At 44.4% G+C, this 13,514-nt stretch carries 10 protein-coding genes; 1 reads left to right on the top strand and 9 read right to left on the bottom strand.

Translation table 11 applies throughout. The annotated features are described in order from the left end of the window. Window positions 1-30: 30 nt before the first annotated feature. From FX988_RS05615 to fadR, 9 genes are all read right to left on the bottom strand, one after another. Window positions 31-1,146, bottom strand: coding sequence for a HupE/UreJ family protein (locus tag FX988_RS05615; RefSeq protein ID WP_160178714.1), 1,116 nt, complete (start codon window positions 1,144-1,146; stop codon window positions 31-33). 5 nt (window positions 1,147-1,151) lie between these two features. Beyond that, the gene (locus FX988_RS05620; protein WP_160178715.1) at window positions 1,152-2,255 is read right to left on the bottom strand and encodes a tetratricopeptide repeat protein; all 1,104 of its coding nucleotides are present in this window, start codon (window positions 2,253-2,255) and stop codon (window positions 1,152-1,154) included. A 74-nt stretch (window positions 2,256-2,329) separates the two neighbouring features. Next, entirely contained in the window at window positions 2,330-2,866 is a 537-nt protein-coding gene (locus tag FX988_RS05625; protein WP_160178716.1) for an Ig-like domain-containing protein, read from the bottom strand. Window positions 2,867-2,876: 10 nt separating this feature from the next. After that, the gene (locus FX988_RS05630; protein WP_373888861.1) at window positions 2,877-4,439 is read right to left on the bottom strand and encodes a DUF4331 domain-containing protein; all 1,563 of its coding nucleotides are present in this window, start codon (window positions 4,437-4,439) and stop codon (window positions 2,877-2,879) included. A 257-nt stretch (window positions 4,440-4,696) separates the two neighbouring features. Next, window positions 4,697-5,437 carry an anti-sigma factor domain-containing protein gene (locus tag FX988_RS05635; protein ID WP_160178717.1) on the bottom strand — a complete coding sequence of 247 codons (741 nt, stop codon included), beginning with the start codon at window positions 5,435-5,437 and terminating at the stop codon, window positions 4,697-4,699. After that, window positions 5,434-5,964 carry a sigma-70 family RNA polymerase sigma factor gene (locus tag FX988_RS05640; RefSeq protein ID WP_201751636.1) on the bottom strand — a complete coding sequence of 177 codons (531 nt, stop codon included), beginning with the start codon at window positions 5,962-5,964 and terminating at the stop codon, window positions 5,434-5,436. The genes FX988_RS05635 and FX988_RS05640 overlap by 4 nt, the downstream gene beginning before the upstream one ends. Before the next feature lie 477 nt (window positions 5,965-6,441). After that, window positions 6,442-8,316, bottom strand: a complete 1,875-nt coding sequence (mdoH, locus tag FX988_RS05645; RefSeq protein WP_254700782.1) for a glucans biosynthesis glucosyltransferase MdoH — start codon at window positions 8,314-8,316, stop codon at window positions 6,442-6,444. A gap of 94 nt (window positions 8,317-8,410) precedes the next feature. After that, window positions 8,411-10,147: a glucan biosynthesis protein gene (locus FX988_RS05650; RefSeq protein WP_160178718.1), complete on the bottom strand. Its 1,737-nt coding sequence runs from the start codon at window positions 10,145-10,147 to the stop codon at window positions 8,411-8,413. Window positions 10,148-10,916: 769 nt separating this feature from the next. Continuing rightward, window positions 10,917-11,627: a fatty acid metabolism transcriptional regulator FadR gene (gene fadR, locus FX988_RS05655; protein WP_160178719.1), complete on the bottom strand. Its 711-nt coding sequence runs from the start codon at window positions 11,625-11,627 to the stop codon at window positions 10,917-10,919. A gap of 248 nt (window positions 11,628-11,875) precedes the next feature. Here fadR and nhaB point away from each other — a divergent pair, with 248 nt between their 5' ends. After that, complete coding sequence (gene nhaB, locus FX988_RS05660) at window positions 11,876-13,456, top strand: sodium/proton antiporter NhaB (protein ID WP_160178720.1); 1,581 nt, start codon at window positions 11,876-11,878, stop codon at window positions 13,454-13,456. Window positions 13,457-13,514 lie beyond the last annotated feature (58 nt).

Genomic DNA, 13,514 nt, shown 5'->3' on the forward strand with positions numbered 1-13,514 from the left:
CCAATATGGGCATCCGGCTTTTTGTTCTGGCTAAAAGCGTTCAAGGGCCCAATTTAGCGCAACCAGCGCAATGCCAATTGAAGCCCCTGGCATTAACCATCGACGGTATAACACGGTTTTTGCCAGTAATATAAGCACGGGTAGAGCAACCAATACGATAGCCAATTGCCCTATTTCTACGCCTAAATTAAAGGCCAGAATTGACAGTAGTTTTTGATCACCAGGCAAGCCCAGTTCTCCCAAAACCCCGGCAAAACCCATACCGTGCAGCAAGCCGAACGCAAAAGTGACCCAGCCTAAACGCAGTATCAAGGGTTTAACATTGTTTAAAGCTGCAAAAAGTACGGAAACCGCAATGCCAAACTCAACCCAACGACTGCTAGGTACCAACCAACCCAATGCAGTGGCAGTCAAGGTGACTGAGTGTGCCAAGGTAAAAGCACTGATGATCCACACTGTAGTGCTAAGTATATTCTTTAACTGTGGGTTTCGTTGCCACTGACCATCCTCACGCAACAATACGCAGGGCAATAGCAGTGCTAGCAAAAACAAAATATGATCGGTACCAATCCAGATATGGATTATCCCTTGATAGACAAATTCTTTAAACGTGACCCAAGCGCTGCCGTCAGCTAGGTTTACCTCAATGTGACGTTGAGCGTTATCCAGCACAAAACTTTGGGTGTTTTCATCATCGCTTATGTTAACGACGACCTCGTGGCTATCATCCTTTGCAAAAACCGCGCTGTATTGCACGCTTAGCACACCAGCCAAAGGACATTGAGCACTGAAATCTGTTACTGCAAATACTGAATCAGCGTGGTCTTCTAAGCGTTCAATGCCGGCAAACTGAGTGACACACGCCAAACCGTCACGCTGGACTTTCAAATGCTCGGCTAAATAGCTGGCAATATCTACCCGCCTTGCAATGACTTCACCCCAAGTTAACTGACCATTTTGGTCTGCGTCTAAGCCCAAAACCAACTCTAAATCAGTTAACCCTACCTGCCATTCGCCTTGGATCCGCCCTGTGTCGTCCAAATTGGCAATAATATAAGCGGTGCTCAATTGATGACTTAAACTGGGTAGGCTGATCATTAAGCCCAACACCATAAATAGGCTTTTGATCATGTTATTGTTTTTCACTAATTTTACATCCCTGCTGGCTGTTTGATCGTTTCTTCAGCTGCGTATTGTACGTCCATTGCGCGCTCTAGCAAGCGCTGATCGCCGTCTAGCTTGGCATGTTGCCAGTTGACTTTAGCCCAAAAAAGCGCTTTCTTTCGATCCGGCTTTATATCTAAGAAATACCGAGCAATATCAGCAGCATGTGCGGTATCTTTGCGTTGTAAACGTATGTTTATCCGCTGGGTTAATCGCGGTGTCCAACGTACAGTTTGCTCTGCAATTTGATGCTCAGACAAAGCCAAACGCAATAAAAGCGCATCGTCAAAACTGTCGGCTTGCTCAACGATAGGCCCCAACACGTTTAAGACCCGCTCAGGTGAATCTAGTGCCAGTTGTACATCGGCCCACAAGGCTAAATAACTCACCGGCACATCAGTTAACTCAAAGGCCGACAAGTGCGACAGTGCTTGATTGTACAAGCCTTGTTTTGCTGCCAGCTCTGCTAATATTTGTGCTACCCAGCGCTGTTGTTGTTCATTCGTATGCTGATACAGTGATGAGCGCTCCACCAGGCTGAGAAGCTGTGCGTAGCTATCAACAACGTGGCTGCTATCACCCTGTTGCGCATTGACCTCGAGTGCACAAGCACTGCTGATCCATAAGTCTGACACGCCAAGAAGCTGTAAACAGCTACGTTTAGCGGCTGCTAATTTTCCTTGGACCAGCAGAATATTGGCTTTTAATAGCAAAGCGGAGGCATAATTTTCATGGCTAGGTGGAACACCTTCTAGCTTGGATAGGGCTTCGTCAAAACGGTGATAGTGTTGGGCAATTTTGGCTTGATAAAATAGTAGTTGCGGGTCATTTGGGGATGTTTTTAGCAGCTTATTGGTTAAAGCGCTGGCTTGACCATAATATCGACTGGCTAGTCCAGGCTGATTCGCTTTGTTAAGTAACAAAGCGACACGTTCTTTGGGTGTCTCACTTTTCGCTACCACAGTCCATTTAGCTACAACTATGTCTTTTGATGAAGGTACGTAACTTTCTGCACTTAACGATGTACTCACCAAGGTTAAAAACGCCCAAATGAGCGTCTTTTTCGGTAAAGCATAAACCTGCTTCTTCACGGGCTAAACCTCCTTTAAGGGGCGCCTTCCTTGGCGCTGTCAAACTTAAGATTTAAACGCTTCTTGCTGGGGTGTTAATCCGGCAATAAATCATTATAAGCGTCAGGATCTTCCACATCCTGAGTAAACGAACGACCATTGGTCGGCAAAGGTTCATCCTGCGGGTCTTGCGCAAATGCGGCACGACTGTACGTGCTGAACGTGACCGCTAACGCTTCGATGGTGATATTGACCGAACCGCTAACCGGCTCATTGACACCGTCACTCACGGTAAACGTGAAGCTATCACTGCCTGTAACCTCAGGATTTGGCTGATAAGTAAAATCACCATTTTCACTGACCATCACAGTGCCTAATGACGGTGTGTCTGCCAGACTAAAGGTCAGATCATCACCATCGTCGTCAGTGGCACTGAGCATATCCACTATGGCGGTTTCAGTTTGAGTGGTTAAATCGACAGATACCGCACTGGGTGCGACATTTTTATCGTCGTCATCACTGCCAAAATCACATCCAGCTAAGACAATGGTCAATGCCAAGCCTACGCTGAGCACCCGTAATTGGCTGGTACCCTTTTGATGAGGTAGCCTTTTCAGTGTTTTATTTCTCATATTTTGCTCCTTACTCTGCGCCAGAACCAGGTAGTGGCATCGCTAAATAGGGAAAGCTGCTATCCATCATAGTCGCGTCACTAGGGGCACCATCAGTAAAAGGCACATTCCCTACGCTAGCATCTTCTGGTGTACACAAGCCTAGGTCTGTGTCTTCACCATTAACCGGAATGGGGTAACATAAACGGCCCATCACTACTCGTAACGCAATATCAACTACATCGTCACCAGGACGACGTCCGTTCGGGAAGCCCGCTAAATCATCGCCTGCCACACCAAATGGAGACTGCATATCAGCACTTTTTGCAGCAATGCTGGTGTTTAAGCGCAGCATCTCTGAGGGAGTCACCACAGATAATTGGTTAACGCCTTCAAATCCCGTTAAAAAGGCTGTCACCAAATCAGTTCGCGGGAAATTAGTCGGCGCTAAGGTTTCGATATCTGTGCCAAGGGTGGTGTTTACGGCGTCCTTAAATAAGATATTGAGTAACTCAGGTAAGGTTGGATGAGTTACATAATCTGCAAACTGACCATCATCTTTTGGCGCAGCACTAGAGAAGGTATCTTTGTCAGCTAAACCAATCACTAATTCGTTGACCAAAGGCGAACCTAATCGAGATACTTGTGTCATGGCACCACCGTTAACTTCGGTGTTATCGAAACTCGCATTTGGATTCAAAATACGCGCTTGTGGCAAGCTGGCTGTTGTCCACGCACCTATACTGCCATTACCCGAGCCTACCAAGCATGATTTCGCCACTTCAATGGCGATACTAGTGACATTTTTATCAGCTAAGTCGTCGTTGTCTGGCGACTGGGTGATCCCGCCAGGGAAGCCACCTGCGTCATCAGCACCTGGGGCGCTATCACCTTCTACTGGTACAAAGTTAACTAAATCAAATACCTTGCCTAAATTCACTGCGAACGGGTCTTTACGCTGGCCAACAAATACTTTAGCTGGGCTATCACAGCCCGGTATGGTGGCGCTGTAAATAAAACTATCAGCGTATGCCTTGTATTGCTCAGCGTTGGCAAACGTTTTATTGCCTATGTAATCCAGTGGCTTGCCAAAGCTTGCACTGCCAGAGGCATCATTCATTACCGCAGCACTTGTGCCTGTGCGCATGGGTCCTGAAACCACGTTAACGGTATAGCTTTCTGTAAAGTTTGCGTTTGCTTGATCGCTCGCGCTGATCCCCCCTACATTTTTTAGCGGTACTCCAACGGCTTTTTGCTCACCTTCAGCGCCAACCATCAAAGCTACACCCGCATTGTCGTTCGGCAAGGCTTGGCTAAAATTAAACGTGAAGCTCATATCTTCGACTGCATCACCGTCGCTGTCCACATGAATGGCGTATACAGCGGCTGGGTCCATGGCAAAATAATTCGGACCGCCGTAGGCATCTTGCAAAGGAATATAGTTGGCAATAAGCGTTACATACTCACCGCGCCCTTCTTCATAACTGTTAAACGCGTAAAAGTCGGTAGAATCGACTGTTGGTAAACGTGTGATATTTGGTGCTTCTCTGTGACTTGAAGCCTGTGCAACCTGACCAAAGGTTAGACTCAACATGGCCGAGGCAATCAATGTTAATTTTGTTTTTTGCATGACGTTTCCTTTTTATTTACCTGTTGAATAAATATCAAATCCAATAAACGTGCTTCGTTATGCGTGTTTAGCAAGCGTATTTATTGGCGCTGATATTAGTTAAACGACTTACCTAGGCAACTGGATGCAAAAAAACAAAGTATTTTTCAAATAATTTAAAAAAAAAGCGAAACCTGAAGTTTCGCTTTTGATTTTCGATTCCATTTTTTACATTGCGCTTTTTACAGGATGACGAGTTTTCCGGTAAATAACACTTCTGTGGGAGAACCATTTGGCGAACCGCCTAAAGGCTCTAGACTCACAGCTAGGGCAGCAATATTAATTTGCTCAAATACCACAGGTTTAACCAAGGTACTGGCCCCTGCTTTTGGTAACAAGCCTAAAGATACAGGGGCGCTGCCATCTTCTGGCACAATCCACAGTTCATAGTCAGCATCCGCCTTAGCCTGCAAAGCTTTCGTCGCTCTGACGGCTATCTCTTGGTCGGTTATTTCTATACTCCACAACAAATCTGTTTGCTGATTATTGATAACCGCGATTTGTTTCACCTCTGATACAGGCGCTGGCTGCATTTGCACTAAGAGCACTGCGAGCACCACGGCCGCAGCAGAAGCAAGTGCAGTAAGCCCTTGCCATAGGCGAGGCTTCTTGGTGGGTAACGGAACCACATGAGAAGATTTGATTGTAGGCTCTGGTGTCGCTTCTATTTTGGGTGACGCGTTTTGGATTTGGCTAAAACCCAGGCGGTCTTCAATTTTACGCCAAACATCTGCGTCTGGAGCGACATCCGGCAATTGTTCACCCAACGAATTGAGATAAAGCTCCCACCGATTAACGGCTTCGCTGATTTCGCTGTTTTGCATAATAAGCTTGCTAAAACGTCGTCGCGCTGGGCCTCTAAGTGTGCCCAAGACGTATTGCGCTGCCAGCGCATTGTATAAATCAGGGTTCAAATAATTCATAATTTCAAACACCTTTGTAATGATTGTAAACCTCGGCGGATCCAGCTTTTAATCGTACCAAGAGGCAGATCTAAATGGGCTGTCACCTCGTGATGCGACATGCCATTAAAATAGGCTAAATGTATCGCTTGGCGTTGTTGCACGTCCAATGCCCCCATACACTTTTCCAATAAACCTTGTTGAGTTTCTGTCATCGTCTCGCTAGACGTCGTTACTGGGACTTGGTTATCACTCAAGGCTTCTTCCTTGCGCACTGCGTGATAACGTAAAATGTCTAGCGCTCGATAGCGGGCAATACTGATCATCCAGGTCAAGACGGTGCCTTTCCCTGCTCGGTACTGCGACGCATTGTGCCAAATTCTCACATAGGCTTCTTGTAGTGCTTCTTCTGCCAGCTCTTTATGTTTCAACATTTTCAAGCTAACAGCATACAGTTGCTTACTCGAAGCTTGATAAAGTTCAGCAAACGCTTTTTTATCTCCTTGAGCTGTAGCACTGAGTAAACTCAACATCGGATCTTGTTCCATAGTGTCCTCTCGCATTGGTTATACCATTCCACGTTAATAAGTAATCACTCAGCGAGAGTTTAAAAGGGCTTAAACAAGGCGCATGACTGAATGAATAGTTGTTCTCTTTCGAAGTCATGCAACGCAGTGTAAGCCCTTTTAAAACTCGCCTGAAAGGAATGCCCCAGCGGCTTTTGCTCTGCGTTCTCACTATTTGAAAGGGAACAACCATTACTACATAGTGACGCCTTAATCAAAAACCGCTGGACGCATTCTGAGACGGTCACTTATTAATGCGGATTGGTATTAAAAGTCAGGTAATACGTTTAAACGCACAACGAAGCCATTTGGATTCATTTGTGCAAAAATTATTTTCGATATACCTATACAATTAAAAAAAACCGACCTTAAGGTCGGCAAACGTGCAGCGTTAAAAACTAATTTTACTCATGTCTTGCATCTAAAATAGGGTGAACGGTGACATAACACCACGTCGCGCTACTGTTGCTTACTATCACTTGCTAACTGTTGACTCGTTATATCAACACTCGAAGATAAATAGGCAAAGCTTTGCTCCGGCATATCTTGCCATTGTTGCGCAGGCATAGGTGGACAAGACAAGAGTACTTCATCATGTGGTTGCATATTCGCCAAGCGTATTCTGAGTCGGCTCAAAGCAGGTACTTCTTCTACCTCACTTGGGCTGACAAACATGCCTAAGCTACGACTTAACTTACCTAAATACAAACTACTGGAGAACCGAATAATAGGCGCTGCCATCAGTAACCCAAGCAACACAGGTGCTAACCACCAAAATAGTATGGGCGTTAAAGAAAGTGTGATCCCCCCCCAGACGATAGCAATTGCACTTGCGACCCATGTGCGCTTGAAAGCCTCTTTCCATGGAACCATTCGACCTTCACGGCCCTGAGCATCCCAACTAACATTTTTGCCAACCAGTACGTTAAGCACAAAATAAGCGTGATAAAACATCATCAGAGGCGCAATAATGATAGCAATAACTGCCTCGATCAACGCTCCAGACATTAGCGCGAGTCCCCCGCCAAATTGCTCTCTTCGTCTGACTAACGCCACTATTGCCCCCAGTAATTTTGGCCCTAGCAACATAATGACGGTCGCACTGATAAGGGTGATGATATACTCGGTTTTAACCACGGGCCACGAGGGAAACAGCGAATAATTCGACGCAAAAAACACGGTTTCAGTTGTAGCCCGCACGACTGCATCTATCGTACTTAGCACTAACATCACGAGCCACACAAGCGAAGACATATAAGCGAGCGCACCAAATAGGAAATGCAAACGATTTACCGTGTGCAAGCCTTTACCATTGATGATACCTAAATGCTGAATATTGCCTTGAACCCAACGACGATCACGGGTGGCGTAATCGATAATGTTGCTGGGTATTTCTTCATAGCTACCTTCTAAATCTGCTAGTAGTAGCACGTCCCAACCGGCACGTCTGAGTAACGCAGCTTCAACAAAATCGTGACTGAGAATGTCTCCGCCAAAAGGCGCTTTCCCTTTGAGGGTTGGCAAACCACAATGTTGGATAAAGGCGTCAACACGTATGATGGCATTGTGCCCCCAATAGTTCGCACTATCGGTCTGCCAAAAAGCTTGCCCCGTTGCCAACATAGGGCAATATAAGCAGGATGCAAACTGTAAAAAACGACCAAACAGCGTTTGTGAGCGCACAGGGATAGGCACAGTTTGAATTAAGGCTGACATCGGGTTTTGCTGCATGGCTTTGACTAGAGTCAACATGCACTCCCCTGTCATAATGCTATCGGCATCTAACACAATCATCGATTCATACTGGTAACCCCAGCGCTGACAAAAGTCAGCTAAATTTCCAACTTTTCGATGCACGTTCTTTTCACGGCGACGGTAGTAGATATTTTCAGACAACACACCCACTCGCTGACACAAGGCATTCCATGCTGTTAATTCCGCTTGCGCCATATCTGAATCTTGCGTATCACTTAACATATAGAAATCGAAATGCTCTAGCTGCCCTGTTCGTTCCATATCAACTAAACAGGCTTCAAACCCAGCCATTATTCGATTAGTGTCTTCGTTATAAACAGGCATAACCACGGCGTGTCTGTCCTTAAGCGCCACGTTTTCTGTTTGCCCTACAAAATGTTTGTTGCGACTCAATTTTAACGGATCAATATCGAAAATTTGCAGAATAAAACCGATACATGCGCTCCAAAATGCGGCAGAGATCCACAGGAAAGTGATACTAAATAATATCAACAGCACAACTTCTAACGCTGTGATACCACTTTCTGAAAAGATTTCGTACATCATCCAACTACCTGTAATAGAGGTTATAAAAACCATTACAGCGTATATCCATTTGCGGACGGCCTTACCTTTAATGTCAATAAACATGGTTTTGCCCTCAGTATTATTTAAATTGCTCTGATAACGCGAGTTACTCGACTTCATTCGCGCTCCAAACGTAGTTCCACACTTCACTCACTCTTGTACCACCAAGTGTTAAATAAAGGCGCATGTCGATGGCATTGTCGTTTTCGGGCTGTAATTTGAACTGGGCCCGCCACGTCTTTTTGTCGGGTAATTGCAGGACTTCTAGGTCTTTGTATGACCCCGAAGATAGACTTAATTTAGGCATTAAGCGGATAGAATCACTTAAATGAGCAAACTCCTCTGCGTTAAAATCAACCACCATCTGACGCACATTCTTCTCGGGTGCATCATCTTGCCCTGGCAAAGCTGCCCAACTATTGAATACTTGACTGACCCGCGCTACAGCCTCTTTGTTAAGCATTCCGTTTACCGATCTGATGGTGTAATCAAATTCGCGCATTTCACCTTTTTTAAACGGCTGTGCTGGCACCCAGTAACTCACGATATTGTCGTTAGTTTCTGAGTTAGTTGGTATTTCTACCAGTTCGACACGTCCTTTGCCCCATTGATTGTTTGGTGTGATCCACATGCCTGGACGTTCATGGTAGTGCGCTTCTGTGTCTTGGTAGCTGGCAAAGTTTTGGTCGCGCTGCAATAAGCCAAACCCTTTTGGTTGTTCATCTTGAAGAGAGGTAACGCGCAGCCCCTTGGGGTTATTCAAGCTACGCCAAATCCATTCACCACGAGAAGTGTGCATTGATAATCCATCTGAGTCATGCACCTCGGGCCTAAAATCATCGAAATTGCGGGTATCGTTTTCACCGCTCAAATACATGCTGGTTAACGGCGCAACTCCGAGCTTATTCACATCTTCCCGTGCATAAATAGTGCTTTGCACATGCATCACTGTGTTTAACCCAGGCACCAGCTCAAAACGATAAGCTCCCGTAACAGACTGGCTATCGAGTAAGGCAAAAAAGATCAGTTTGGTATCTTCTGGTTTTGGCTCTAACATCCAAAATTTGGTGAATGCGGGAAACTCTTCCCCACTCGCTTCCGCTGTATCAATTGCTAATCCGCGAGCAGAAATACCAAATATTTGACCTGGGCCAATTAAGCGGAAATAAGACGCGCCCAAGAAAACTGCAACTTCATCTTTATAGTGATTGGTTTTTAAAGGGTAATGCACTCTAAAGCCTGCAAAACCTGCATCTTTCGGCACAGAGCCTTTCAATGGCGCTGCGTCTTTTTCGTAAATGAACCGGTCTGTTTCAAACAACATGTTCTTAATACCACTGTTATCATCCACCACTTTAATTTCAACAGGTGAGCGATACAAAAAGCCGGGGTGAAATAACTGCATCTCAAATTTTGCTTTGTCTTTCCACTGGGCTTGTTCGGGATTAAAACGAATTGCGCGATATTGTTGATAATTCATGTCCGCCAGTTCAGCGGGTAAATTTTGTTTAGGTTGCACATAGGGCCGAGCAGCCAACTCTTTGGCTTGCTCAGTTACTAGGTCAAATACTCTTTCTTCACTTGTTTTTGGCGCAATAGGCGCAGGAATTGGAGCTTTTTGCTGCTGAGCGGTTCCCTCTTCCTTTTTCTGGTTTTGCTTTTTCTCAGCTTGCTCAGTTTGCTTTTTCTCACTCACTTGAGGGGCTTCTTCAGTTGTTTTAATTTGAGTAAAAGCACCTACGCTGACCGTTAAACACACGAGACCCACAAGACGTGACAAGGTATTCCGTTTCCGCTGCGCGCTATTGGCGTGCGATTGGTTGAAGGCATTTTGAGATTTCATTTGGCTTCGGGTTCCTTTGATGTTTTGGCGTACTTTTTTAGCGAACACTTTTTGTTGAACTTTGTTCGCTTGATAAAATGACTACACAAAGAAATTGCAACTTTTGCACCAAAAATCAAAAACGTGCCAAACGGGTCTTCTTTTAGACTAAAGAAGTAACTGGGCTCAGCATGCAAATTTTATTCTCTTTGTCTTCTAAAACGACTGTTACCTATTACTCAGATGACATTAAAACAACCTTTGGATAGACCTATTATCTCCTTGAAAGCTAGAAGAACAAAGCGATACGGGATATTAGCGCATCTCGAGAATACGAAAAGGAAGAGATAAATCAGACACCTTACGGGTAATAAAAATGGTCACATCATAGACTAACGACCATAGCAAAGAATGAGGTAAATTAAGTGAGCAAAAACGCAGATATCATCTTACGGAGAATAAATTGATTAACTTACAGGTATTTGGATTTGAGTAGATAAAGATATGGGAGAAATATGTAACTTATTTGAGACACCATACTATCAAATCAAGAATAATGCATATAAAACATAAAGTTAGTTCTTTGGTGCTAATTTCTGTAGCCGTATTTTGTGGTAGAAAACTCTCAACCTCTGACTTTTATAGCCCTCCTTTTGCTCAGCGGTGTACTAGGTATATTTACCCTGAGTTTGTAATTTTTTCCTAGTTAAACGATACAACACAGCAAAAAGCCACATGTCAAATGTGGCTTCAGTAAGGATACTTTAATTAAAACGCGTATTCGCTATTATTAATCAACTAGCCCTTTAGGCATATCATCGCGCATTTCCTGCCATAATTTACCACTGGCAATACCATATTTACGAATAACTAAAGGAACACTCTCGTAATCGCCTTTTTCCGCAAGTTCAAGTAATTGCTGATAATAATCATGGGTTAGCGCTCTGGATTTCTCACTTGAGAAGTAGTAGCCACCGATACGGGAGTATAGCCCCTTAAAACCATTCATCATTAACACGTACACGGGATTCCCAGATGCAAATGCTAAATCATGATTCAATTGGTAATCTTCAACCGCGAACGCTGTGCCATCTACTTCTGGCTCTCTGTACTTTTGCAGTATTTCAATAGCCTTTTCGCGATTGTTACGAATAGCCCCTCGAATAAATACCGCGCTTAAATTAGTGCGGGCTGCTAATAAGTGATCAACCAGTTCAGAAATACCATCTTCATCCAATCGTGCTAACGTCTCTAAAATATTGAGACCTGAAGTTTCCCAAAAATTATTGACCTTAGTAGGCTTACCATGTTGGATGGTCAACCAACCATCTCGCGCCAAGCGCTGTAAAACTTCACGTAAGGTGGTTCGGGTTACCCCGATTAATTCTGATAGTTCACGTTCTGCAGGAAGAATGGTACCGGGAGGAAATCGTCCGCTCCATATAGATTCCACTATATATTCTTCGGCAAATCCAGCTGGACTCTGTGCCTTATAAATCATTTCATTGCTCGCAAGGTTATCAATATTATTTTTTGCTATTAACTGATTGTACCAGATGATTTTTCTCGGGAACAATGAATCTTTAACAAGATGTTAAGTTATAGTCTGGCTGTCACATTCATCGAATAAACTTTTGACCACTTAATTTTAAGTAAAATGTAGCTAAGCATGCGATTTACCTTGCATTTTTCCGTTACAGAATTTAAAAAGAAGTTATAAAAGCTAGAAAAATTTAAAGGTTTGAATCTATGCAACAATCCACAGTCGGAGCAGTTTATAGCAATTTCTTGGGACAAGCCCCTGATTGGTATAAAAAAGCTATTCTCGCATTCCTCGTCATAAACCCTCTTTTATTTATGGCCGACCCGTATCTAGCGGGCTGGGCTTTAGTGGCAGAGTTTATTTTTACCCTTGCAATGGCATTAAAGTGTTACCCATTGCAACCGGGGGGACTTCTGTTAATCGAAGCATTGTTTATCGGTATGACCTCCCCTGAACACATGAAACATGAAATAGTGGTGAATATTGAAGTTGTTTTGCTGCTGGTGTTTATGGTCGCGGGCATTTACTTCATGAAAGACATGTTGCTCTTCATGTTCACTAAGTTGTTGCTAAAGCTGAAAAATAAAATAGCGTTGTCGATGTCTTTTGTCGCAGCATCAGCCTTCTTGTCAGCCTTCTTAGATGCTTTAACGGTTGTCGCCGTTATTATTGCCGTCGGCATGGGCTTTTATTCAATTTATCATAAAGTCGCCTCAGGCAAAGATTTCCATTCGGATCACGACCACACCAGTGATGACCACGTTGACCATCCGAAACGCCAAGATTTAGAAGACTTCAGGGCGTTTTTACGCAACCTAATGATGCACGCCGCAATCGGCACCGCATTAGGCGGCGTTATGACCATGGTAGGTGAGCCTCAAAATTTAATCATTGCAGATAAAGCAGGATGGAATTTCGTTGAGTTCTTTCTGCGTATGTCGCCTGTCACCATCCCAGTGTTTTTTGCTGGTATTGCTACGACCTTCTTATTAGAGAAGTTCAAACTGTTTAGCTATGGCGCGCAGTTGCCTAAAGTGGTGCGTGATATTTTGACCGCCTACAGTGAAAAGCAAGAAGCGACCCGCACTAAGCAAGATAGTGCAAAATTATGGATCCAAGGGTTCATAGGGGTGTGGCTAGTTATCGGGTTAGCAGGCCATTTTGCTGCCGTGGGTTTAATTGGCTTGTCGATTATCGTATTAGCAACCTCAATGAACGGCATTATTGATGAACATTCCATCGGCAAAGCATTTGAAGAGGCTCTGCCATTCACGGCCCTATTATGCGTCTTCTTTGGTGTAGTTGCCGTTATTATTGATCAAGGCTTGTTCACTCCAGTTATCGATTGGGTACTTACCTTTGAGGGGCGATCACAGCTTGTGATGTTCTATTTAGCCAACGGTGCTCTCTCTATGGTCAGTGACAACGTATTCGTTGGCTCGGTATACATTACCGAAGTGACTGCAGCACTCAAACATGGTCACATAACGCGCGACGAATTTGATATGCTTGCCGTCGCTATCAACACGGGTACCAATCTGCCAAGCGTTGCTACACCAAACGGACAAGCCGCATTCTTATTTCTACTAACCTCTGCTATTGCACCGTTATTGCGCTTGTCATATGGCACTATGGTATACATGGCGCTGCCGTATACTGTGGTTCTAACCTTAGTTGGCTTAGCAGTGACTTACTTTGGTTTAGGCGATTTAACCAATTGGTTGTACGATATGCACCTAATAGAGCATCACAGCGCAACAATAGGTGTTGACCCCGCCGCACACTAACACGGCTTGATTTGACAAAGCACCGCTTACATTGCGGTGCTTTTTTGTTTTAGTTACA

Source organism: Paraglaciecola mesophila, assembly GCF_009906955.1.
Taxonomy (GTDB): domain Bacteria; phylum Pseudomonadota; class Gammaproteobacteria; order Enterobacterales; family Alteromonadaceae; genus Paraglaciecola; species Paraglaciecola mesophila_A.

Coding starts and splice junctions, on each gene's coding strand:
- FX988_RS05625 (WP_160178716.1), bottom strand. CDS start 2,866: ATGAGAAATAAAACACTGAAAAGGCTACCTCATCAAAAGGGTACCAGC.
- FX988_RS05630 (WP_373888861.1), bottom strand. CDS start 4,439: ATGTTGAGTCTAACCTTTGGTCAGGTTGCACAGGCTTCAAGTCACAGA.
- FX988_RS05635 (WP_160178717.1), bottom strand. CDS start 5,437: ATGAATTATTTGAACCCTGATTTATACAATGCGCTGGCAGCGCAATAC.
- FX988_RS05640 (WP_201751636.1), bottom strand. CDS start 5,964: ATGGAACAAGATCCGATGTTGAGTTTACTCAGTGCTACAGCTCAAGGA.
- mdoH (WP_254700782.1), bottom strand. CDS start 8,316: ATGGTTTTTATAACCTCTATTACAGGTAGTTGGATGATGTACGAAATC.
- FX988_RS05650 (WP_160178718.1), bottom strand. CDS start 10,147: ATGAAATCTCAAAATGCCTTCAACCAATCGCACGCCAATAGCGCGCAG.
- fadR (WP_160178719.1), bottom strand. CDS start 11,627: ATGATTTATAAGGCACAGAGTCCAGCTGGATTTGCCGAAGAATATATA.
- nhaB (WP_160178720.1), top strand. CDS start 11,876: ATGCAACAATCCACAGTCGGAGCAGTTTATAGCAATTTCTTGGGACAA.